24 protein-coding genes and 2 riboswitches are annotated in these 21,915 nt (G+C 27.0%); of the genes, 10 read left to right on the forward strand and 14 right to left on the reverse strand.

The annotated features are described in order from the left end of the window. Positions 1-67: 67 nt before the first annotated feature. Positions 68-2,566 (reverse strand): DNA helicase RecQ, encoded by a 2,499-nt coding sequence (gene recQ, locus KGF42_RS11955; protein ID WP_227826397.1) that lies wholly within the window; start codon positions 2,564-2,566, stop codon positions 68-70. A gap of 187 nt (positions 2,567-2,753) precedes the next feature. Then, positions 2,754-2,875, forward strand: a riboswitch (FMN riboswitch). Positions 2,876-3,005: 130 nt separating this feature from the next. Between recQ and ribD the strand changes: the two genes are divergently transcribed. The 4 genes from ribD (at position 3,006) to KGF42_RS11975 (ending at position 6,774) form a co-directional block, all read left to right on the forward strand. Continuing rightward, positions 3,006-4,118 (forward strand): bifunctional diaminohydroxyphosphoribosylaminopyrimidine deaminase/5-amino-6-(5-phosphoribosylamino)uracil reductase RibD, encoded by a 1,113-nt coding sequence (ribD, locus tag KGF42_RS11960; RefSeq protein ID WP_227826398.1) that lies wholly within the window; start codon positions 3,006-3,008, stop codon positions 4,116-4,118. A 32-nt stretch (positions 4,119-4,150) separates the two neighbouring features. Beyond that, complete coding sequence (locus tag KGF42_RS11965; RefSeq protein ID WP_227822173.1) at positions 4,151-4,816, forward strand: riboflavin synthase; 666 nt, start codon at positions 4,151-4,153, stop codon at positions 4,814-4,816. Between the two features lie 22 nt (positions 4,817-4,838). Beyond that, entirely contained in the window at positions 4,839-6,035 is a 1,197-nt protein-coding gene (locus tag KGF42_RS11970; RefSeq protein WP_227826399.1) for a bifunctional 3,4-dihydroxy-2-butanone-4-phosphate synthase/GTP cyclohydrolase II, read from the forward strand. A gap of 310 nt (positions 6,036-6,345) precedes the next feature. Further along, complete coding sequence (locus KGF42_RS11975) at positions 6,346-6,774, forward strand: hypothetical protein (RefSeq protein WP_227822176.1); 429 nt, start codon at positions 6,346-6,348, stop codon at positions 6,772-6,774. Positions 6,775-6,981: 207 nt separating this feature from the next. Here KGF42_RS11975 and KGF42_RS11980 read toward each other — a convergent pair whose 3' ends face one another. Further along, positions 6,982-8,433, reverse strand: a complete 1,452-nt coding sequence (locus KGF42_RS11980) for an alanine/glycine:cation symporter family protein (protein WP_227822177.1) — start codon at positions 8,431-8,433, stop codon at positions 6,982-6,984. A 467-nt stretch (positions 8,434-8,900) separates the two neighbouring features. Here KGF42_RS11980 and KGF42_RS11985 point away from each other — a divergent pair, with 467 nt between their 5' ends. Both KGF42_RS11985 and KGF42_RS11990 read left to right on the forward strand, forming a co-directional pair. Further along, positions 8,901-10,166 (forward strand): ArsB/NhaD family transporter, encoded by a 1,266-nt coding sequence (locus KGF42_RS11985; protein WP_054273689.1) that lies wholly within the window; start codon positions 8,901-8,903, stop codon positions 10,164-10,166. A 38-nt stretch (positions 10,167-10,204) separates the two neighbouring features. Further along, a complete protein-coding gene (locus KGF42_RS11990; RefSeq protein WP_227822178.1) occupies positions 10,205-10,660 on the forward strand; it encodes a hypothetical protein in 456 nt (151 codons plus the stop codon). Positions 10,661-10,784: 124 nt separating this feature from the next. On the opposite strand, the gene KGF42_RS11995 is transcribed toward KGF42_RS11990, so the two are convergent. The 12 genes from KGF42_RS11995 to KGF42_RS12050 all read right to left on the reverse strand — a co-directional run bounded on the left by KGF42_RS11995 (position 10,785) and on the right by KGF42_RS12050 (position 19,713). After that, the gene (locus KGF42_RS11995; protein ID WP_227822179.1) at positions 10,785-11,156 is read right to left on the reverse strand and encodes a NifB/NifX family molybdenum-iron cluster-binding protein; all 372 of its coding nucleotides are present in this window, start codon (positions 11,154-11,156) and stop codon (positions 10,785-10,787) included. 2 nt (positions 11,157-11,158) lie between these two features. After that, the gene (locus KGF42_RS12000; RefSeq protein WP_227822180.1) at positions 11,159-11,527 is read right to left on the reverse strand and encodes an ArsR/SmtB family transcription factor; all 369 of its coding nucleotides are present in this window, start codon (positions 11,525-11,527) and stop codon (positions 11,159-11,161) included. 273 nt (positions 11,528-11,800) lie between these two features. Beyond that, on the reverse strand, positions 11,801-12,679 hold the full coding sequence (locus KGF42_RS12005) for an NAD(P)/FAD-dependent oxidoreductase (RefSeq protein ID WP_054273685.1): 879 nt from the start codon (positions 12,677-12,679) through the stop codon (positions 11,801-11,803). 16 nt (positions 12,680-12,695) lie between these two features. Then, on the reverse strand, positions 12,696-13,013 hold the full coding sequence (trxA, locus tag KGF42_RS12010) for a thioredoxin (RefSeq protein WP_054273684.1): 318 nt from the start codon (positions 13,011-13,013) through the stop codon (positions 12,696-12,698). Positions 13,014-13,167: 154 nt separating this feature from the next. Then, a complete protein-coding gene (locus KGF42_RS12015; protein ID WP_227822181.1) occupies positions 13,168-14,400 on the reverse strand; it encodes a sensor histidine kinase in 1,233 nt (410 codons plus the stop codon). Beyond that, positions 14,390-15,061 (reverse strand): response regulator transcription factor, encoded by a 672-nt coding sequence (locus KGF42_RS12020; protein WP_227822182.1) that lies wholly within the window; start codon positions 15,059-15,061, stop codon positions 14,390-14,392. Before KGF42_RS12020 ends, KGF42_RS12015 begins: the two co-directional genes overlap by 11 nt. Before the next feature lie 15 nt (positions 15,062-15,076). Beyond that, on the reverse strand, positions 15,077-15,913 hold the full coding sequence (locus KGF42_RS12025; protein WP_227826400.1) for a hypothetical protein: 837 nt from the start codon (positions 15,911-15,913) through the stop codon (positions 15,077-15,079). Positions 15,914-15,939: 26 nt separating this feature from the next. After that, complete coding sequence (locus KGF42_RS12030) at positions 15,940-16,614, reverse strand: DNA-binding protein (RefSeq protein ID WP_227822184.1); 675 nt, start codon at positions 16,612-16,614, stop codon at positions 15,940-15,942. Between the two features lie 13 nt (positions 16,615-16,627). Next, the gene (locus KGF42_RS12035) at positions 16,628-17,356 is read right to left on the reverse strand and encodes a DNA alkylation repair protein (protein WP_227822185.1); all 729 of its coding nucleotides are present in this window, start codon (positions 17,354-17,356) and stop codon (positions 16,628-16,630) included. Positions 17,357-17,481: 125 nt separating this feature from the next. After that, positions 17,482-18,171 carry a radical SAM protein gene (locus KGF42_RS12040; protein WP_227826401.1) on the reverse strand — a complete coding sequence of 230 codons (690 nt, stop codon included), beginning with the start codon at positions 18,169-18,171 and terminating at the stop codon, positions 17,482-17,484. A gap of 8 nt (positions 18,172-18,179) precedes the next feature. Then, positions 18,180-18,743, reverse strand: coding sequence for an ECF transporter S component (locus tag KGF42_RS12045; protein WP_107594065.1), 564 nt, complete (start codon positions 18,741-18,743; stop codon positions 18,180-18,182). Between the two features lies 1 nt (position 18,744). Continuing rightward, complete coding sequence (locus tag KGF42_RS12050; protein WP_227822187.1) at positions 18,745-19,713, reverse strand: nucleoside hydrolase; 969 nt, start codon at positions 19,711-19,713, stop codon at positions 18,745-18,747. 100 nt (positions 19,714-19,813) lie between these two features. Continuing rightward, positions 19,814-19,857, reverse strand: a riboswitch (PreQ1 riboswitch). A 369-nt stretch (positions 19,858-20,226) separates the two neighbouring features. On the opposite strand from KGF42_RS12050, the gene KGF42_RS12055 reads away from it, so the two are divergent. Genes KGF42_RS12055 through KGF42_RS12070 form a run of 4 tightly spaced genes read left to right on the forward strand, consistent with a single transcriptional unit; the run spans position 20,227 to position 21,722 of the window. Beyond that, positions 20,227-20,856 (forward strand): TetR/AcrR family transcriptional regulator, encoded by a 630-nt coding sequence (locus tag KGF42_RS12055; protein WP_227826402.1) that lies wholly within the window; start codon positions 20,227-20,229, stop codon positions 20,854-20,856. Beyond that, positions 20,831-21,160, forward strand: coding sequence for an FMN-binding protein (locus tag KGF42_RS12060; RefSeq protein ID WP_227826403.1), 330 nt, complete (start codon positions 20,831-20,833; stop codon positions 21,158-21,160). Before KGF42_RS12055 ends, KGF42_RS12060 begins: the two co-directional genes overlap by 26 nt. A gap of 11 nt (positions 21,161-21,171) precedes the next feature. After that, positions 21,172-21,243: a hypothetical protein gene (locus KGF42_RS12065; RefSeq protein ID WP_227826405.1), complete on the forward strand. Its 72-nt coding sequence runs from the start codon at positions 21,172-21,174 to the stop codon at positions 21,241-21,243. 2 nt (positions 21,244-21,245) lie between these two features. Beyond that, entirely contained in the window at positions 21,246-21,722 is a 477-nt protein-coding gene (locus tag KGF42_RS12070; protein ID WP_227826404.1) for a flavodoxin domain-containing protein, read from the forward strand. Positions 21,723-21,915: the final 193 nt, after the last annotated feature.

The raw sequence follows: 21,915 nt of genomic DNA on the forward strand, positions 1-21,915 counted from the left end.
CATTTTTACAAATTCAGTATAACACAGCAAAAATGTTAGTTCAACACAATAATACAAATTTTATTTTTTAGTCTGTTAAAAATTGCTCTGCTATAATATTATTTTTTAAGTTTTCAAGATAAGAGTCAAGTATCACAGCCCTTATATTTTCATACTTTATTGAATCTGGAAGTTTTCTTTTTATATTATTTAAATTATCATAACCTACTTTTTCACAAACATCTAAAATCATTTTCTTTTTATCTTCATTATAAAAATTTTCTAATCCTAATTCAAATGATATGCTATGCCCATCCTTTACATAGTCATATACATATCCGATAATGGTTGACAATGAAACTTCTATCTCTTGACTTATACTTTGTATATCTTTTCCTTGATTCAGCAAATCTAATGCTATTTCATTATTTTTTCTACTTTCTCCATCTAGTATTAACTTCCTTTTACCTTTTTTCTCCCAAATAATATTAATATCATTTTCTTTCACATATTGTTTGACTTCATCCAATATACTAGCTCCATACTTTTCAATTTTTACCTCACCTATACCAGAAATATCTTTTAATTGTTCTTCATCAAGTGGATACCTTCCACTTATTTCTTTTAATGCTTTATTGGCTAAAACCATGTATGGAGGTAATTTTTCCTTCGTTGCATATTCTTCTCTAATGACTAATAGTTTTTCATATAAAGCTTTATCTGTATTGACCTCAAGGAAGTCACTATTAACACTTTCTAAATCGACATTTTTTTCTTTATCTTTTTTATTAATGTTATTTTTTTCGACATATTCTTTAATTACTGTTTCAAAATCTTTACCATATTTTTGATACTTAATTTCTCCTACTCCAGAGATATCTAGCATTTCTTCTTTATTAACTGGATAACTACTAGACATAGCTCTAAGTGTACCATCTCCAAATACCATATATGGAGCTATCCTTTCTTCACTTGCAATTGAGTGTCTAAGTTCTCTTAAAACACTATATAACTCATTTTCAACTTCTAATGATTTTGTCATCACAATTTCCTTGAATTCTACTTTCACTTGACCTTTTAAAACTTTCATAGACATCTCATTCAATCTTATAGTTGGAAAACTCCCTCTATTTCCATTACCTAAAGTCTCCACTAAATCTAAAAAACCATGAGAAACCAATGTATTTATAAAATTCTTTAAGTCTTCGCTTGAATAATCTCTCATAATGTTATATGTAGATAAAGTATTCAATCCAAGTTGTAAAATCTTTTTATTCTTAGACCCTCTAAGGACATCTACAATTGTAGTGACACCATAACTTCTTTTCATTCTAGCTACACATGAAATAACTTTTTGAGCATCTACAGTTTTATCTACTATTTCACCTTCTACTAAACAGTTACTACAATTGTTACAATTATCTATATAGTTTTCTCCAAAGTAATTCAATATTGTCTTTCTATAGCATGAATTACTGTAAACTAAGTCAATCATATATTGAAGCTTCTTATGTTGAAATAATTTTCTTTCAGGATTTTCAACGCCAATATCGATTAAATATTTTTGTATATGTACATCTCCTGGAGAAAATAAAAGTACACACTCACTTTTTTCTCCATCCCTACCAGCTCTACCTATTTCTTGATAGTAATTTTCTATACTTTGAGGCATATTGTAGTGTATAACCCATCTTATATTAGGTTTATCAATACCCATTCCAAATGCGTTTGTTGCTATCATTATATCTACATCATCATTTATAAAATCTTCTTGATTTTTACTTCTTTCATTTTTAGATAGACCTGCGTGATATTTTGACACAGATATATTTCTTTTAGATAACCCATTATATATATTTTCAACTTCCTTTCTAGTCGCAACATATATAATTCCAGACTCATTTTTATGATTTTGAATATAATCTAAAATATATTTATTTTTACTAGATGATTTTACTATATTTATTGATAAATTCTCTCTATCAAATCCAGTTATATAATAGTCTGGATTTTCTAAGCACAATAAATTTATTATATCAGTTCTTACTTCTTCTGAAGCTGTTGCTGTAAATGCTGTAACTATAGGTCTTTTAGGTAAACTCTTTATAAAATCAGAAATCCTTCTATAACTCAACCTAAAATCATGTCCCCATTGAGATACACAATGCGCTTCATCTATTGCAATTTGGCTTATATTGTTATTATTTATTAGTTCAAGAAACTCCTGCGCATCTAATCTCTCTGGAGCAATATAGAGCATTTTATAATTATTTTTTCTAATATTACTTAGTATTTCATTAAATTCTTTGCTACTTAGTGAACTATTTATAAAAGCAGCGTTAATTCCCATAGTTTTTAAAGCATCTACTTGGTCTTTCATAAGAGATATCAGTGGAGAAATTACTATTGTCATTCCTTCTAACATCAATGCCGGAAGCTGATAGCATATTGATTTTCCTCCTCCTGTTGGCATTATAGCTAATACATCTTTTTTGCTCAAAATAGAATTTATTATAGACTCTTGACCTTTTCTAAAGCTTGTATATCCATAGTATTTTGATAGTATTTCTAAAAGTTTTTCATTCATATATTTCTCTCCTAATTTAAATTAATTAGACTTCTTTCCTGATTATGTTCAAATTTTTATTTTTATATTCACAATCGCGGTATTCCAAAGTTTATAAACATTCTATATTATATATTAACATATATTTTGAAAAAAATAGTTTGCAAAGTAAAATAATTTATGATACATTCTAAATATAAATTTAATACTTAATCTTCGGGGTAGGGTGAAATTCCCAATCGGCGGTATAGCCCGCGAGCTAAGGTAGAACTTGGTTGATTTGGTTAAATTCCAAAGCCGACAGTAAAGTCTGGATGGAAGAAGATATATTTAATAAGTGTTTTTGTAGAGCAGTTTTGTTGTACACTTATTAATTTATTGTAGATTATTCTAAACCCTGAGTTAATTCTCAGGGTTTTTTGTTTAAAAAGTATCTAATTAAACAGGAGGTGTATATATTTTGAATTTTGTGAATCAAAAGGAAAAAGACATTTATTATATGAAAAAAGCTCTTGAACTAGCTAAAAATGGAGAAGGTTTTGTAAATCCAAATCCGTTAGTTGGATGTGTAATTGTTAAAGATAGTGATGTAATAGGCAAAGGATATCATGAAAAATTTGGTTCTAATCATGCTGAAGTAAATGCTATAAACAGCGCTAAACAAAGTCTAAAAGATTCTACTCTTTATGTAAACTTAGAACCATGTTCTCATTATGGAAAAACACCTCCTTGTGTAAATAAAATTATACAAAATAAGATTAAGAGAGTTGTAATATCCACATTAGACCCAAACCCACTTGTTTGTGGTAATGGAGTAAAGAAATTGAAAGATAACAACATTGATGTTACTGTGGGAATATTGGAAAAAGAAGCAAAAGAATTAAACGAGGCATTTTTTTATTACATAAAAAACAAAAGACCTCTTTGTATTGTAAAATCAGCCGTGAGTCTAGATGGTAAAATTGCTACAAAATCACTAGAATCAAAATGGATATCTAATGATTCATCAAGATATCTAACTCATAAATACAGAAATAAATACCAAAGTATAATGGTTGGCATAAATACAGTTTTAAATGATAATCCTTTACTAACTTGTAGACTTAATCAAAAAAAAGTATCTCATCCTACAAGAATAGTAATAGATACACATCTAAAATTACCAATTGATAGTAATTTGGTTAAGGATAAAACCAGTAAAACTATAGTTTTCACATGTTGCAAAGACAGTAACAAATTATCTATGTTAAAAGAAAATAATGTTGAAGTCATAATTTCTCCTTCAAAAAATAACTTAGTAGATTTGGAATTTGTAATTCATAAATTAGGAGAACTAAACATTGATTCTGTTCTAGTCGAAGGTGGTGCTACACTTAATGATAGCTTATTTAGAAATAAGTTAGTTGATAAAGTCAAATTATTTCTATCACCTAAAATTATAGGTGGTAAAGATGCACCTACATTCGTTTCTGGAGAAGGAATAAAACACCTATCAGATTCAACACAATTAGTAATCAATAATGTAACTTTAATAGATGGAGATGTTTTGATAGAATCTGATGTTTTAAATTAAATTCTGTGAATACATGTATATAGGAGGTTAGAATGTTTACTGGTATAGTAGAAGAAGTTGGAATACTTAAAAAAATTACTGCTAATGGTAAAAGCGGAAAAGTAACCATACTATCAAACAAAATATTGGATGACACAAATCTTGGAGATAGTATAGCTGTAAATGGGGTTTGTCTAACTGTTTCAAATCTTGGGAAAAATGAATTTACAGCAGATGTTATGATGGAAACAATTCGTTCCACAAATTTAGGTTCACTAAATGCAAATGACAAGGTAAACCTTGAGAGAGCCATGAGTCTTTCTTCAAGATTTGGTGGTCATATAGTGACAGGTCATGTTGATGGTAAAGGTACTATTTGCAAGTTTGAAAAAGATGAAAATGCAGTTTTAGTAAGCATACGACCTGATAAAAAACTTTTATCAGCAATAATACCTAAAGGTTCTGTTGCTATTGACGGTGTGAGTTTAACTATATCATATTTGGATGATGAAATATTTAAGATTTCTATTATACCTCATACTAAATTTAACACTACTCTCTTAACAAAAAATATTGGAAACTTCGTTAATTTAGAAAGTGATGTAATTGGAAAGTACGTTAATAATTTTATAATTAATAACTACAAGGAATTAAATTCTAATAGTAGTAATTATAAATCAAATATAGATAAAGATTTTTTATTTAAAAACGGTTTTTAAAAATAATAAAGGAGTGAATTGCATGTTTAATACTATTGAAGAAGCTATTGAAGATATAAGAAATGGGAAAATGGTAATCGTAGTTGATGATGAAAGTAGAGAGAATGAAGGAGATTTGCTTATGGCAGCTGAGATGGCTACTCCTGAATCAATAAATTTTATGGCTACATATGGCAGAGGTCTAATTTGTCTACCTGCTACTGAAAAGAAATTTAAAAGTTTAAACATACCTCTTATGGTTAGAGAAAATACAGATACATTTCAAACAGCATTTACTGTTACTATAGATAGTGCAGATACACTGACTGGTATATCTGCATATGAAAGAGCTGAAACAGTAAAATTATTCTGTGATGAGAATTCTACAAGTAAAGATTTCAAAACTCCTGGTCACATTTTTCCTTTAATTGCAAAAACTGGTGGAGTTCTTGTTAGAGATGGTCATACAGAAGCTTCAGTAGACCTAGCTAGACTTGCAGGTTTTAAAGAAATTGGCCTTATCTGTGAAATAATGAAAGATGATGGTACAATGGCAAGAGTTGATGACTTAATGATTTTTAAAGAAAAGCATAATTTAAAAATCATCACTATAAAAGACCTTATAGAATATCGTAAAACAAATGAAACTACTATAGAAAAAGTATCTAGTGCTTTTCTTCCAACAAAATATGGTAATTTTGAAATCATAGGATATAGAGATACTTATTCAAATGAAGAACATATTGCTCTTACCTATGGAAATATAAATGGAGAAAATACTCTAGTTAGACTTCATTCTGAATGTTTAACAGGTGATGTGTTCCACTCTTTAAAATGTGACTGTGGACTGCAATTAGAATCTTCTATGAAGAAAATTGTAGAAAACGGAAATGGTGTTTTAATTTATATGAAACAAGAAGGTAGAGGTATTGGTCTTTTAAATAAAATTAAAGCTTATAAACTTCAAGAAGAAGGTTATGATACTGTTGAAGCAAATTTGATGCTTGGATTTGAAGAAGATATGAGAGATTTCTATATGTCTGCTCAAATACTAAAAAATCTGAATATAAAAAGCATAAACCTTTTAAGTAATAACCCTGATAAAATAAATCAATTAGAGAAATATGGAATAAAGATTGAAAATAGAGTTCCTATTAATGAAGAAATTAATGACTTTAATAAGCTATATCTAAAAACTAAGAAAGATAAAATGGCAAACCTATTTAAAGCTCTAGATTAAATACTACCATTTCAACTCCTCCACTTCTTACTGAACAATTTGCATACCTCCTCTAAAATTATATACTAATCATCAAATCTACTTTCAAAATCTTAAAATAATTAAAAATATGACTCTAAGTATAAAATACCACAAAGCTATATAGATTACTATTAAGGTTATTGTTTTTATTTATAACATGTATTAATACTATACTAATTATCTATTTTATTATTTTTTTAATTTACCATACAATATAATTAAGAGTAAGTAATAATAAAACACTATGATTTAATTGGTACTTATTAAATATTTATGAGGAGAATAAATTATGAAAACATATTCTATACAAGATTTAACACTAGATAAACGTAAGCTTATAAAAAAATATTCTCTTACTTTAAATGAGAATTTAATTTGGGAGTTTAGACATGATAAATACCACACTATAAAATACTTCACACACAAGTTTGCAGTTAAAGAATCTATGCTTGCACTTTTGTTCAATATACATAAATTGTGCTATGCTAAAATAAAATATTTTGAGTCAAATTTTTCAAAATATGAACCTTATAAATATACTTATCAAGATGGATTTGTTAAATGTGAAATGTATGATATGAATTTTATGTTGCATAAATACAGTAATATAATGATAGATTTGAGGAATTTGCAAGAAATCAAAACTATAGAAGAGTTTAGATTATTTTGTGATTATCTAGAAAGCTTTGAAGATAATTTACAGGATTTAATTATATAGTATTTTGGAGAATAAACTTAAAGATAAAATCTATAATAAATAATCTATCTTCAATAATAAAAACTTTTAATAAAACTAAATCACATAATAAAAAATATTACTGGAATTAAAAATTCCAGTAATATAAATTAATTAAATATTATATTCATATAAAGTATATACATCATCTAGTCTTTCAAAATGATTTCATAATTTTATACTATTTTTTTATCCTAAATGTTCCTCAGGTAATTCACTATGCCACTCTGATACATTTTCTAGACCTTCTATTTCATCTGCAATAAACACAGGGTCTTTTATTCCTGATTTTTTTTGACTTGTATAATCTTTTAAAGCAATAAAGGCATATTTCCCTAAAAGTGCTATTGCTATTAAGTTTATTATCGCCATCAATGCCATAAATAAGTCTGCTAGATTCCAAACTACATCTACTTGAGTAAGTGAACCAAATAAAACCATACCTACGACAAAAACTCTAAATATATTAAGTTTAGTCTTACTTTCACTCATAAACTCCATATTTGATTCACCATAATAGTAATTGCCTACTATAGAACTAAATGCAAATAAGAATATACAAACTGCTATAAATATATTTCCAATTGGTCCTATATGATGAGTTAAAGCTTCTTGAGCTAATTCAATTCCAGTTGCTCCACTACTAGCATAATCTGAATATAATAATACCATGAATGCTGTACAGCTACATATTATTATAGTATCTGTAAAAACACCTAAAGATTGAATTAGACCTTGTTTTACAGGATGAGTTACATGTGCTGTTGCAGCAGCATTAGGAGCACTACCCATACCTGCTTCATTAGAAAATAGACCTCTCTTTACTCCAGTCATTACAACTCCCATAAATGTACCAATTGCCATTCCTTTAAAATCAAATGCACTTTCTACTATTAATGCTATAACGCTTGGTATCTCTGTTATATTCATTGCAACTATAGATAAAGCAACTAATATATATAATCCTGCAAATACAGGAACTATTATTTCAGAAACTTTTGCAACTCTATGCACTCCACCAAAAATAACTATTGCAGTTAATATTCCAAGACCTATTCCCATAGTCATTTTACTTATTCCAAATGCATTACTAAATGCAAGTGAAACAGTATTTGCTTGAACTGCATTAAATACAAAACCATAACATATAGTTATAAGTATTGAAAACAAAACACCCATCCATTTTTTATTTAAGCCTTGCTCCATATAATATGCTGGTCCACCTCTAAAGGCTTGACCATTTTTTACTTTATAAATCTGAGCTAATGTACTCTCAACAAAACTTGAAGCAGAACCAATCAATGCTATAAGCCACATCCAAAATACAGCACCAGGTCCTCCTGCTACTACTGCAATTGCTATTCCAGCTATATTTCCAGTCCCAACTCTTGAAGATGTACTTATACAAAATGCTTGGAATGAAGATATTTTTCCTTCTTTTTTTGCATTTTTATTTGCTGTACCATCACCTAGAAGTCTAAACATTTCTATAAAATATCTGAATTGTACAAAATTTGTTTTAATAGTAAAGTAAATACCAATTACAACTAACATTACAATTAAGATGTAAGACCATAAGTAATTGTTTACAAATACTACTGCATTATTAATACTAGTTAAAATACCATTGAAAAAATCCATTATATTAATTACCCCCCCTATTTAATTTTGTTTTCTCAATAAATCTTAAAATCAAAAAAATGAATAATTCCTTGTTAAAAATTCATTAATTTAATTATAATATTTATAAAATCAAATTACAAGGCTTAAAATGAATAATTTTTTTAATATATTGCAGTTTTATATTCAGATTCAACCTTTTTTATTACTTTTATAATATATATATTTAATATTTTATAATTGTTATTAGATATAATAAATTCTACTTTTAATGGTATATTTTTTCGTTTGTCGTTTAATATTATTAGTAATAGAATAATTTTAAAATTTATTTAAATAACAAAAATTTTCTTTAAATTCTATCAATTTTTCAAAAATTTTGTTAAATAATATACTTTTATACATCCATTGAAAAAACAATAAAAAAGTAATACTATATATAGTACTAGCATTAGACACAAAATAATACAAATGGAGGTACTTATATTATGGAATTTCAACAAATAATAGCTATATGTATATTTTTAATAGTTATGGCAGCTATTATTACAGAAAAGGTAAACAGATCTGTAGCAGCTGTTGGTGGTGCACTATTAATGATAATATTCAATATACTTACACTTGATGAAGGATTAAGCCATATAGATTTCAATACTATTGGTGTATTAGTTGGTATGATGCTATTTGTTGCTGTTGTCAAAAATTCAGGACTATTTGAATACATAGCTATCTGGACTGCAAAGAAAGCTAAAGGTGACCCTTGGAAGATAATGATTTGTTTTGCTATTATAACAGCTATTTTATCAGCTGTATTAGATAATGTTACAACTGTCTTACTTATTGGTCCAATGACTATAGTTATTACACAAATATTGGGACTCAACCCAGTTCCATTTTTAATAACACAAATTTTAGCTTCAAACATAGGAGGAACATCTACTCTTATAGGAGACCCTCCAAATATTATGATTGGTAGTGCTGCTAACCTTAGTTTTATGGATTTTGTAATAAATTTAGGTCCTGTTGTTATAGTAATACTTGCTATAACTATAATATGTTTCAAATTTATTTATGGAAAAGAACTTGTTGTAAATGAAAAATCTAAGATTGCAATATTAAAACTTGATGAAAAAAAATCTGTTAAAGATAAACCTTTACTTATAAAAAGCCTTATATTAATAGCATTCATACTTTTAGGTTTTATGTTCCACAGCACAATCCATATAGACTCTTCTGTTGTGGCACTAACAGGAGCATCTATAATGCTTCTCATAGGAAAACAAGATGTAGATGAAATTATGGCAGGTATTGAATGGTCTACAATTTTATTCTTTATGGGATTATTTGTAGTAGTTGGTGGATTAGTAGAAGTTGGCATAATAAACAAATTGGCTCAAGCATTGATTGGACTTACAGAAGGACATCTTGTATTTACAATGTTGTTGATATTATGGTTATCAGCAATAGTTTCTTCTTTCTTAGATAACATTCCATTTGTTGCAACACTAATTCCACTTATTTTGACTATGCAAGCTGAAGGAATTGATGTAATGCCATTGTGGTGGGCAACATCTCTTGGAGCTTGTCTTGGAGGAAATGGTACACTAATAGGAGCATCTGCTAATGTTGTACTAGCAGGCATAGGCAATAAACATGGGCATCCTATATCTTTTAAAGAGTATTTCAAAATAGGTTTTCCACTTATGATTATATCTATTATTATATCTACTGTTTATTTAATTATAAAATTTTAAAAAATATAGTATAATAATACTAAAGGGGATGTGTATATATGAATATTAATACTGTTCAAGGAGATTCAATTGAAGTTCTCTTAAGACAGCTTGGAGCCACAAAAATATCAAAAGTAAGTAGTACATTGTATTTTATCAAGTTTGATTTAGGAGACGGTTGGGAAGTATCTTATACTTATAATATTAATGCTAAAGATCAATATTTTTTACAAAGAATTGAACCATATCCTATTGGTAGAGGCCTGTTTAATGATGAGTATGAAATAGTATCATTTATATCAAAGGATTTAAAAAAATTTCTAAATGCTAAGAATAGTAGTAACTTTAAAACCTTTGTTGAAGTTACTAGAAAAGTCAATTCTATCATTGATAATGTAGAAGAATTATTTTTAAACTACAATGTAGATGGTGATGATTTAAAAACACTTAATAAGGAACTTAATGACATACTAAATGATATTGACTATATAGAAAAACATACAAAAAAAATCTAAAAGTAGTAAATTTGTAAACTTTAGACATTACCAAAGACACTATCCAAAATCATAAAAAGCTAAATTTTAGTTTTAAAAGAATAAAATAGCTGATGAAGCATATGTTTCATCAGCTATTTTGTTTTTAATGATGTCCACATCCATCATGTGAACAAGTATGATTTGATGGAAACTCTACTAATTTTCCATCTTTAAGTAGGTCTAAATTAGCACTTATAGTATCAGCTTCTGCTTTGTAAACTTTTATTCCCATGCCACTTAATTTAACTATAGCTCCTTGTCCTATCCCTCCAACTACTACTGCATCTACAGCTGTACCTGATAATGCTTTTAATGGTTGACATTTTCCATGTTCATGGTCTAAATCTCCATTATCTAAAGATTTAACTTCTCCACTTTCTAAATCACACACAACAAAAATTGGAGCAGAACCAAAATGCCCATATGGTTTGCTATCCAACCCTTTATTTTCTTCTACTGGTATACATACTTTCATTATTATTTCTCCCTTCTCTTACAACATTTTTTTATAGATTTACATTCTTTGCTGCATCCTAGATGTATTGTATTTACGTCAAATACATCTATAAAGCTTTCACTAGAATTCCTTAACATAGAGTTTATAAAATCTATACATATATTAAATGATTCTTTATTAATATGATATAAAACATAGTATCCTTCTTTATGCCCTGTTATTATACCAACATCTTTTAATATTTTTATATGTTGTGAAACAGCAGAATCTGAAATTCCTAGATATTTAGAAATCCCTTTTTGGCATATATTTCTCTTAGATACTAATATAAGTATGTTAAGTCTAGTTTCATCACTCAATGCTTTAAATATTTTAACCAAGTTTTCCATAAGTACCTCTTTTTAATTAAGTAATCACTTAATTAAATTATAGTACTCTTAATTAATTTTTTCAACCATTATTTTGAAATTTTGTAATATATTATAAATAGTTATAATATTTTCTAAAACACTTTTGGAAATTTTTCAAAATGAGAGTACTCAAATATGTTTTAAAATATTTTAAGTAAGAATAATTTACAAATAAAAAACTGTCTTAAAATAATTAAATTATTTTAAGACAGTTTTTTATAAATATATTTAAAAGGTTAATTAATACAGATATTAAGCCCTTTTTAATTTATCTAAATAGTAAACAGCATTTAATGCTGCTATTTGTCCTTGCCCAGCTGCCTTTATATAAGAATATGGTTTTCCAACACAATCTCCAGCAGCAAAGCATCCTTCTATACTAGTCTTCATATTATTATCAACTTTAATATGAATACCATCAATTTCTATTCCAGGAATCAATGCACTTGGAGCTGTACTATCTTTTATAACGAATACTCCATCAACTTCAATGTGGTTTTCTTTAAAAGATACTTTATTTACAAGTTTATCTCCAACTATTTGTACTGGTCTGTCATGTATAACTTCAATGGACTCATCTAGGTTATCTGAACTTCTCATAAGATTTTCTTTTTTGTACATAGGTATAAAATAAGTCTTTGAAGTGAGTTCACTTAAAAAATTTGCTTCTTCTTTAGATTCTTCATTATATCCTATAACTGCTACTTTTTTATTTCTATAAAGTGGTGCATCACATGTAGCACAATAACCTACACCTCTTCCTAAAAATTCTTCTTCACCCTTTATTGGTCTAGTGTATTCTACCCCAGTTGCAAGGATTACAGTAGTAGCTTCATACATATCATTTCCAGACATTATTGCAAAGTATTCTCCCATAGCATAAATATTATTTATTCTTTTATTTTCAATTGAAATGTCCATACTATCTATATGTGATTTAAACTTGTCTTTTAATTCATCACCACTTATATCATAGAAGCCTAAATAATTATCTATTGAAGGAGCTTTAACAAGCTTATTACTTAAATTATCATTACCAAACATGATAATTGTTTTATTTCTTATTTTTGCATTTATAGCAGCAGACAGTCCAGCTGGACCACTGCCTATTATAGCTATATCATATCTCATAATACTCACCCATTTTTTATAAATATGATTTTACTTTCATTTCAATTTTGTTCTTTGGCATGAATCCAATTAAAGTTTCTACTGGTTTTCCATCTTTAAATATAATCATAGTTGGCACTGTAGATACACTAAACTGTTGAGCTATTTCTAAGCTCTCATCTATATCAACTTTTACAAATCTAGCTTCATCTTTCATCTCTTCACCTAATTCTGCAAATACAGGTCCTAACATGTTACAAGGTCCACACCAAGTTGCAAAGAAATCTACTACAACTACTCCCTTACTACCTTCAACACTACTTCTAAATTCAGATGTATTTATAACTTTTGCCATTTTTTAAACCCTCCTATAAACTTTATTATCCCTATATGATTATACTATGAAATTCATAAATATAATTTTACTTTTATAAGGTTTTTTTATATTTTGTTTTATACTAATTAGTATACCCATTCTTGATTTCTAAAAACAAGTTTTTATATTTTTATTATTTTAACTTTTTTGGTATTGATAATTCAAAGGTAGTTCCAACACCTATATCAGAAGTTACATTTACCTCAATAGACAAATTCAGACTAATCATACGAGCTATTGAAAGCCCTATTCCAGAACCTTCTAAATCTTTATTTCTTACATTTTCACTTCTAAAAAATCTATCAAATATAAGTGGTATTTCTTCTTTTTTTATGCCTATACCAGTATCACTTATAAGTAAAATCACCTCATCTTCTATCTCTTCTTTTAATTCTAATACTATTTCATCACCCAGCTTTGTATATTTAAAAGCATTATCAAGAAAAATCAATATAAGCTGTCTTAATTTATTTTTATCTGTTGTTATAACTTTGTTCTTCAGTTTAGAATTAAATACAAATCTTTTTTCTTGAAATTCAGCGATATCAATATAATCCTCTGATACCTCTTCCAATAACTTTTCTAAGTCTACTTCTTCTAAATTGATTTTAACAATAGAATCTTCTTTAGTAAGAGACAATAAATCAGTTATCATTTTTTTAAGTCTTCTAGTTTCCTTCATTGCAGTAGCTATTGTTTCAACTTCATCATTCACTGTACTTTCTGGGGATTTTAACATACTTTCTAATTTTGATGAAACTATTGTTATCGGTGTTCTTAATTCATGAGAAGCATCTTGTATAAACTTAGCTTGATTTTTCCATGCTGTTTCTATTGGAATTAAAGCTTTTCTAGTAAGATATACAGCAACAAAATAAGTAATTATTACAGAAATCAATATTCCAATTATAAGAACAGATGTAAGCTGTTTTAAAGAATTCATCTCAGAATCTATATTTCTAATTATCTGTATTTGGTATCTACCTACATCCACATTTAATTCTCTAAAAGTATATCCGTTTTCTGTGTATTTAAAAAATGAATTTTTTTTATCTAGTCTTCTATCTGGAAGCAACTCATCAAAATATTCATTTTGAGTATAATAACTTATTCTACCATCTTCATATACATATACCATATCTTTAGGGTCTTTGAGTCTTATTGGGTCCAAAAATGATGTTCTTTTAAATTGAGAAACTATATATTCAAGTTCATCATTTATCTCACTATCAATTCCACTATATGTAAGTCCTCTAAAATATGAATATATAAATATAGAAAAGATTATCAAAAAGCTGCCTACTACAACAATATACATTTTTATTAGATGATTTTTAGTACTAGTAAATACATTCTTATTTATCATCGAATATATATCCTACCTTACGTTTAGTTTTAATATATTTATCATATCCATATTTACTGAGCTTTTTTCTTAGATTACTTACATATACCTCCACTATTTCAATGGTTGCATCTGAATCAATTCCCCATATTCTATCATAAATTTGTTCTTTTAACAAAATTGAACCTTTATTTAATACAAAATACTCAAGCAAGTTAAACTGCTTGTTTTGAAGTTTTATTTCTTCTTTTTCAATATATACTCTTTTCTCTAATGTATCTAAATATAAAGATTTAAATTGTAATCCATTTCTTTCTTTTATCTTTCCATTAGTTCTTAGTATGGCGTAAACTCTCGCTACTAATTCTTCCATATAAAAAGGTTTTGTCAAATAATCATTAGCTCCTATAGTAAATGCTTCTACTTTGTCGTCTAAGGCTTCTTTAGCTGTCAATATAAGTACAGGCGTATCTATATTATTAACTCTCATCTTCTTTAGAATATCAATTCCATTTATATTAGGAAGCATTAAATCTAAAATAACTAAATCATAGATATTTTGATTCACCAAGTATAAGGCTTCTTCTCCATCTTCACACTTTTCAGTTTCAAAATGTTTGCTAAGTTCTTCTACTACACTTTCTAAAAGTATCTTATTATCTTCAACTATCAAAACCTTCATAAATATCCCCTACCTTTATTTGTCTATCTTAACTTTATGAGATTTTAAGTCAATATCTACATTGGCTTTTTCTTTTATATCATCATACGTATATCCTACTATTTCAACACTTTTTGCTTTTGTTGAACACAATATATCTATATCTGTCTCTTCTGAAGCTTTTAAAATCTTATATGATGGTACACGATTTACCATTAAATATTCTCCATTTTCATTAACTTCTGCTGTTTTAAGGATAGTATTTCCTAAATCTTTTGAAGATGAATTTTTTACTTTTATTTGATATGTAATTCCCTCTTTTGATTCATTTATTTTTTTAAGTTCTGATGTAGATATTACCTCATACTGACTACTGTTTTCTAGCTTAATATTATTATTTCTTATATCTATAGTATTTTTTTTTAAATTAACATAAACAATCTTGCCCTCTGCTTCATATTCATATGCATAAACTTCTACACTCTTTGCAAAAGTTTTATGCCCATATTCTATATAAGCAACTTTCCCAGGCATTAGAGTCATATCCAACAAAGCCTTACTATCTGAAGAAATAATTTTTTTATTCTCATCATATTCATTATATATTAACTCAACATTTGATACATTAAAAGTTGAATTATTTTCTATCTTTGTGGATGTGTCTACTTTATCACCTTCATCTATGTTTATAATTTCTGATTTCCCTATATTCAATACTTTTGCATTTCCCTCATCTATTTTTACCTCATTATTATCTTTTGTTTGAATGTCGACTGTATCAGGTTGTTCCTCTTTTTCACATGCTGTCAATGTAAAAGTAAATATTGTTAATGTAATCATTAGAAATATTGATTTTTTTACTATTTTATTCATATTAAGCACCTCATATAGTAGTATTTTTATAGTAGATTCTTATATTTTTTCATAAATTCTTTCAATGCTTGTGTAAATATTTGATGTTTTTCAAAATTTGAATTACTACATAACCTTTCAAAATCATTCCATGTTTCTTTGTCTATACGTATTCTTGTTGTTTTTAATTCATCTATGGTTTCATTATCTATATGTATATCTTTTTTATTAGATGCTTTTTTAGGCTTTATATTGTAATCTTTTACTTCTAAATACCAATCATATACTTCACAAAGCTTATCTAAATCTTCTTGAGTTATATTTATTTTTCTATCTTTTTTAGGCTTAACATTTTTTTTTGGTTTTGTATTTTTTAAATCTGTGCTATTAAACTCAATTTGTTCAACACTTTTGCTTAAAATCTTTTCATTAGAAATCTTTTTTTTGGTGCTTACTTTTTTTCTATTACTTGTATTATTCTTTTTATTTTTTTCATATTCTTTAGCTTTTTTCTCTTCCAAGTTTCCATTGTCTAAGTTTTCATTATAATTTAATTCGTCTTTTAATATGTATTTACCTTTTTCTGACTTATATCCTTTTTTATTTAAAAAGGTTCTTAAAGTACTTTGACTAATTTTTAGATTTTGAGCTATCTCTGCAAATTTAATCCCTTTGCTTTGAAGTTCTAAAAATTTATCAATTCTTTCCTCGTTGTTATTCATTAACATTCCTCCGTCAATATCTTCTTGTCTTTCTTTTCATACTTCTTATTATATTCTTCTTTTTTGAATCTACTCTATTTGATTCAATTATTTTTTGTAGCGTTTTATTGTAAGTAAAATCATCTAAATTATTATTTTTTATATAGAAAAATGTTTCTTCTTCATATTTAATAAAACAAATTGACAGCAACCATGCCATACCCATTTTAACATAATATTCTTTACTTTGTATATTATTACAGTATTCAAAAATTTGTTTAATATGTTTATCATCAACATAATATATTAAAAACATAACTAATGCAAATCTAATTTCCCACGGATTTTCTGAATAAACACATTGTTTAAGTATATCATACATGTTTTCTTTATATTTTTTTGTATATTTTAAACCAGAACAAAACCCGTCACAAACTGACCAATTATTTATTTTAGGTACAAATCTTTTTATATAGTATAAAGTTTCTTCAAAGTTACTATTTATATTGCCAATTATCATACCTTGTAGTACAACTTCTTCATAATATGTATCCTCTGCTATTTCTAAAAACTCTTTCCAATTTCCTTTGCTTATTTCTTTTGATAACTTTCTTAAATTAGGAATTCTAATACCTATTATATTATCTGCCCCAGGTATGATCTTTTTATTAAAATCTCTATATCTGATATCTTGTATAGACTTCATATATTCTAAAAGTTCATTATAATCCAAATTATCCCATTTTTCCCTATTAAATATCACTTATTTACTCCTTAATTCCTTTTTCTTATTGTAACATAAAACTCTACAAAAAAAGCTTCTAACTATCAGAAGCTTTTTAAAAAATATACTAAGTTTTTTAAAAGAAAATTTCAACAAAATTAATGCTAATCTCCTACACCAAAGTCTGTATTGTTGTATAAAACTTCTACATTTGGATTTTCATCCAAAAATTTATACTTACTAATAAACCATTTTACTAACTCTTCATCTCTTTTTATACTAGAAGAATTATTTATAAAAACATTCACTGTTGCTTTTTCAAAAGTATTTAATATAATCTCTATATCTTTGTCTATCATCTCTTTTGTTTGCCCTTCAATCCCAACCATAATACATGGCGAATCAAAATAGTCTTTTACATCTTGTGGAGTCTTAAATTTTGCATTTTTATTTAAAACATTATTTCTAAAATCATTGTCAAAGGTTTCAACACCAATTTTAAATACTATGGGAATTTCAAAATAGTCTCTCATTTCTTTAAGCCTGTTCTTATAAGACCAATGACTTTCTAGAAATAATTTTTTTATATTTTTCTCTTTTATAATACATTTTATTTGTTCTAAAGTATCCTTAGGTAGTTCAAAACAACTGCCAGAATTTATGACCTCAAGGACTCCATATTTTCCAGTTATGTTCTTTAAAACCTCCAGATTTAATTTGTTCATCTCTTCTTCTAAATTAGAATTATCATCTATATAATCACAAAAAGAACACTTTCCCCATATACAAGGAAATCCTTTAAGTAAAACAATTTCTCTTTGATTTTTATTTGTTATCTTACTGTATCTATCCATTTTTTCTCCTATCTTTCTCCAGTCAATGATACCTTTAAAGTTTTGGGAACTGCATTTAATCCTATATTCACTAAAACAACTGCTACCAACTTATCTGCATAGTCAGTGAAAATTTGAGTTACAAATACACTAAAGACATCTCCTAGCCCTAATACTTTCAAGATTTGTACTATATAAGAAGAACCTGAGGATGTCATACCTCCAAACAAAAAAGCTGAAATTATTGAACTTATTATCGATGTTGGAATAGCAAATAATAGTACTCCTAATGGAGTTTTTATACCATTTAAAAAATTTTTTTTAAATGCTATTCCAGCAAGTAAGCCTGTTGATATTTGAACTGGTGCAAAATAGAGAGAATATACATCAAATGTAACTCCACTTATTAGGCTTCCAAACACACCTGTAATGACAGCATATTTAGGTCCTAAAAGTGAGGCTATCATTATAGTTCCTATTGAATCTAAGTATATAGGTAATCTTAATCCCATAGCTATAAATGCACCTATTATATTTATAGCTATACCAAAAGCTATAAGAGTAATAGTTTTTATACATATTTTTGGTTTCACACTATATCACTCCTTTCACAGAGTCTATAATGTCTTCATAACCTTTAAAAAGCCTCTTTAAAAACATGTACATAAACTTCTTCTCATCAACTTCATTTAGAACAATTGCATTAGGACGTTTTTTATAGAAATCGAAAGAATCTACTATAGATTGACCCATAGCTATTCCATCTTCTACAATCTCTACATATGATTCAAACCCTTCACATATACTTCTATCTATAAAGTATGCTACTGCTAGAGGGTCATTTATCACACAACCAATTATTCCTTCCTGTTCCCAATGGAAATCAATATAGAATCTAGTTATTTCAGTTATGTACTTTGCTATTTCTTTATCAAGTCTATTTATAAACTCAATAATGTTGGGAGTAAGTACAATTTTTCTAGTTACGTCTAAACCTACCATGTGAATTTTTTTAGATAAATGCTTGTAAACATAATCTGCTCCGTGTGGGTCTACCCAATAGTTAAATTCTGCTACTGGAGAGCAATTTCCATGAATTCTAAATGCTCCTCCCATAGATACAAATTCATCAAGATTTTCAAAGGCTTCTTTATCTTTCATAAGTGCTTTAGCTATATTTGTAAGTGGTGCAAGTGCTATTATTGATACTTTTTCATGATTATGTAAAGTACTTATTATAAAATCTACTGCTCCATTGTTTGCCTTAGCTTCCATCACTTTTTGATAAAAGTTTTCTCCAATACCATCTTCTCCATGTGTATCTTGAGCTGTTACAAGTTTTCTTTTTAGTGGTGCTTCTTCTCCTATATATACTGGTATATTTAGTGAAGAACACATTTGGAGTGTTTTTAGTGCATTTTCTGCACCTATATTTGCTGGAACATTTCCACAACATGTGGTAATTCCTATTACTTCTAGCTCTGGTGAATTTAAAGCCAGAAGGATTGCCAAAGAATCATCAATTCCTGGGTCACAATCAATTATTACTTTTCTTTTTTCCATTTTTTATCCTCCTTGATTTGTGGTCGAGGAGAACTACACATCTTTTTTCCACTTTCAAAAAGGTGTGTCTAAGGGTATTAATTATATACTGCCACTATATAATTCCTTAGTTTTTTATACTTGGAGTTCTCGAACAAGTACAGATGTTAAATTCTAATTTTAGGCTATTTATTATAGACTATAAAAAAACTTCAAACATCTGATTTAATAACTATAAAATAAATTTTATAGTATAAAAGAATTTATTATATTTTAATGTATTTTATTAAAATTTGTTTAAAGTTATGAACTAACTTTAACAAAATGTGGCACGTTTAAACCGATTATCATTATACAACAATACCGCAAATATTACAATTAATAACTCTAACTTATTATCTATAAAAATATATTAACTTATATTATTAATAGTTTACTAACAGCATAAAAAAATAGTTTATTGACAACATTAAAATTTAAACATATAATAACAGTGTAAATTAAATTAATACTGTTAAGTTATGAGGTGATTATATGAGTATTAAAGAAAGACGTAAAAATGAAAAAGCAGAAATGAAGAAAAAAATTATTGATGCTAGCATTGAAATTATCAATCAATATGGATATGAAAATTTATCGATAAGAAAAATTGCTACAAAAATAGAATATTCTCCAACTACAATTTATCTTTACTACAAAGACAAAGCAGAGATTATCAGTGATATGACCAATAAGCTTTATAACACAATAGAAAGTAACACTATTGACCTTATGCATAATTCTTCTTCTCTACCAATAGATATACAAATTATAAAAATTATGACTAGCTTTATAAAAACTCTCTCTAGTGAACCAGAGATGTCAAAAGCCATTATGCATAGTAAAATGAATTTTATATTTGCATCTGAAAATATAAATAGTACACCTAGTAATAATGGTATAAAAATGCTCGATGAACTCCTTTCCATTGGGATTAAGCAAGGAATATTTAAGCAAAATGTAGATAAAACCTCATGGATGCTTATAAGTGCACTATTAGGATTCGTTTTATGTATTGTAGAAAATCAATTGTATTCTTTACATAATTTTTCTCAGATTATAGACAATTTCTTAGAAATTTTAGTTGGAGGACTTTATAATGAAAACTCAAAACGAAGTTACTAATAAGAAGAAAAAATCTTTAAAAATTTTAAAAATATCAGTGGTTCTATGTTTTGTATTTGTATTTATTATTATTTTAATTGCAAGTAACTTAAAACCAGAAAAGTTAGTGGTGAAAAATATAAATCTCGCTAACGTAAAAAATGGCATTTATACTGGAAGTGCTGATAATAAACTAGTAAAAGCTACTGTATCTGTTGAAGTTAATAATGGGAGAATCCAAAATATTAATATACTAAAACATGACAATCTTTTAGGTAAACCTGCTGAAAAGATTATAACAAATATTATTGAGCACAGTCTTTAAATGTAGATGCTATAAGTTCTGCAACTTATAGCAGTGATACTATACGAAAAGCTGTAGAAAATGCTTTAAGAAAAGGAGAATAATTATGAATACTATTATTATATATTCAAGTAAATATGGTTGTACAAAAGACTGTGCGAATATACTAAAAAATAAACTATCGGATAATGTCACTATTGTTGATATTAACAATAAGAATATTAAAATTGAATTATCAAAATTTGATAAAATTATTATTGGAAGCTCTATATATGTTGGTTCAGTTTCAAAAAAAATCCGTATATTATGTAACGATAACATAGAATTATTAAGCAAAAAACAAGTTGGTATCTTCCTTTGTTGTGGCTTTTCTGAACAAGCAGACAAATATTTAAAATCAAACTTTCCATCATCTTTATTAGAAAGTGCAAAGGCGATTGGAATTTTTGGTAGTGAAGCTCGATTAGAAAAAATGAAATTTTTAGATAAACTTATTATGAAATCTGTTACAAAAGGTAATTATGACAGTTTTAGAATATCACAGGATAATATAGACGATTTTTTAAGAAATTTTAATAGCTAAAATAAAATTACTTATCTCTATAATAAACTCTTTTTATTTATAAGTAATATTGCCAAAAATAGTCTTTAATCTTTACCAAAATTTTATTATTCTTAGTGAAATCTAATGAAATTAGTACTTAACATATATTTTATTCATTATAATAAAAAAGGAGCTTATCTCTATTTTGAGACAGCTCCTTTTTATAATATCT

The sequence above is a fragment of the Clostridioides sp. ZZV15-6383 genome (assembly GCF_020657735.1).
Classification (GTDB): domain Bacteria; phylum Bacillota; class Clostridia; order Peptostreptococcales; family Peptostreptococcaceae; genus Clostridioides; species Clostridioides difficile_D.

Coding starts and splice junctions, on each gene's coding strand:
- recQ (WP_227826397.1), bottom strand. CDS start 2,566: ATGAATGAAAAACTTTTAGAAATACTATCAAAATACTATGGATATACA.
- KGF42_RS11965 (WP_227822173.1), top strand. CDS start 4,151: ATGTTTACTGGTATAGTAGAAGAAGTTGGAATACTTAAAAAAATTACT.
- KGF42_RS11970 (WP_227826399.1), top strand. CDS start 4,839: ATGTTTAATACTATTGAAGAAGCTATTGAAGATATAAGAAATGGGAAA.
- KGF42_RS11975 (WP_227822176.1), top strand. CDS start 6,346: ATGAAAACATATTCTATACAAGATTTAACACTAGATAAACGTAAGCTT.
- KGF42_RS11980 (WP_227822177.1), bottom strand. CDS start 8,433: ATGGATTTTTTCAATGGTATTTTAACTAGTATTAATAATGCAGTAGTA.
- KGF42_RS11985 (WP_054273689.1), top strand. CDS start 8,901: ATGGAATTTCAACAAATAATAGCTATATGTATATTTTTAATAGTTATG.
- KGF42_RS11990 (WP_227822178.1), top strand. CDS start 10,205: ATGAATATTAATACTGTTCAAGGAGATTCAATTGAAGTTCTCTTAAGA.
- KGF42_RS11995 (WP_227822179.1), bottom strand. CDS start 11,156: ATGAAAGTATGTATACCAGTAGAAGAAAATAAAGGGTTGGATAGCAAA.
- KGF42_RS12000 (WP_227822180.1), bottom strand. CDS start 11,527: ATGGAAAACTTGGTTAAAATATTTAAAGCATTGAGTGATGAAACTAGA.
- KGF42_RS12005 (WP_054273685.1), bottom strand. CDS start 12,679: ATGAGATATGATATAGCTATAATAGGCAGTGGTCCAGCTGGACTGTCT.
- trxA (WP_054273684.1), bottom strand. CDS start 13,013: ATGGCAAAAGTTATAAATACATCTGAATTTAGAAGTAGTGTTGAAGGT.
- KGF42_RS12015 (WP_227822181.1), bottom strand. CDS start 14,400: ATGATAAATAAGAATGTATTTACTAGTACTAAAAATCATCTAATAAAA.
- KGF42_RS12020 (WP_227822182.1), bottom strand. CDS start 15,061: ATGAAGGTTTTGATAGTTGAAGATAATAAGATACTTTTAGAAAGTGTA.
- KGF42_RS12025 (WP_227826400.1), bottom strand. CDS start 15,913: ATGAATAAAATAGTAAAAAAATCAATATTTCTAATGATTACATTAACA.
- KGF42_RS12030 (WP_227822184.1), bottom strand. CDS start 16,614: ATGAATAACAACGAGGAAAGAATTGATAAATTTTTAGAACTTCAAAGC.
- KGF42_RS12040 (WP_227826401.1), bottom strand. CDS start 18,171: ATGGATAGATACAGTAAGATAACAAATAAAAATCAAAGAGAAATTGTT.
- KGF42_RS12050 (WP_227822187.1), bottom strand. CDS start 19,713: ATGGAAAAAAGAAAAGTAATAATTGATTGTGACCCAGGAATTGATGAT.
- KGF42_RS12055 (WP_227826402.1), top strand. CDS start 20,227: ATGAGTATTAAAGAAAGACGTAAAAATGAAAAAGCAGAAATGAAGAAA.
- KGF42_RS12060 (WP_227826403.1), top strand. CDS start 20,831: ATGAAAACTCAAAACGAAGTTACTAATAAGAAGAAAAAATCTTTAAAA.
- KGF42_RS12070 (WP_227826404.1), top strand. CDS start 21,246: ATGAATACTATTATTATATATTCAAGTAAATATGGTTGTACAAAAGAC.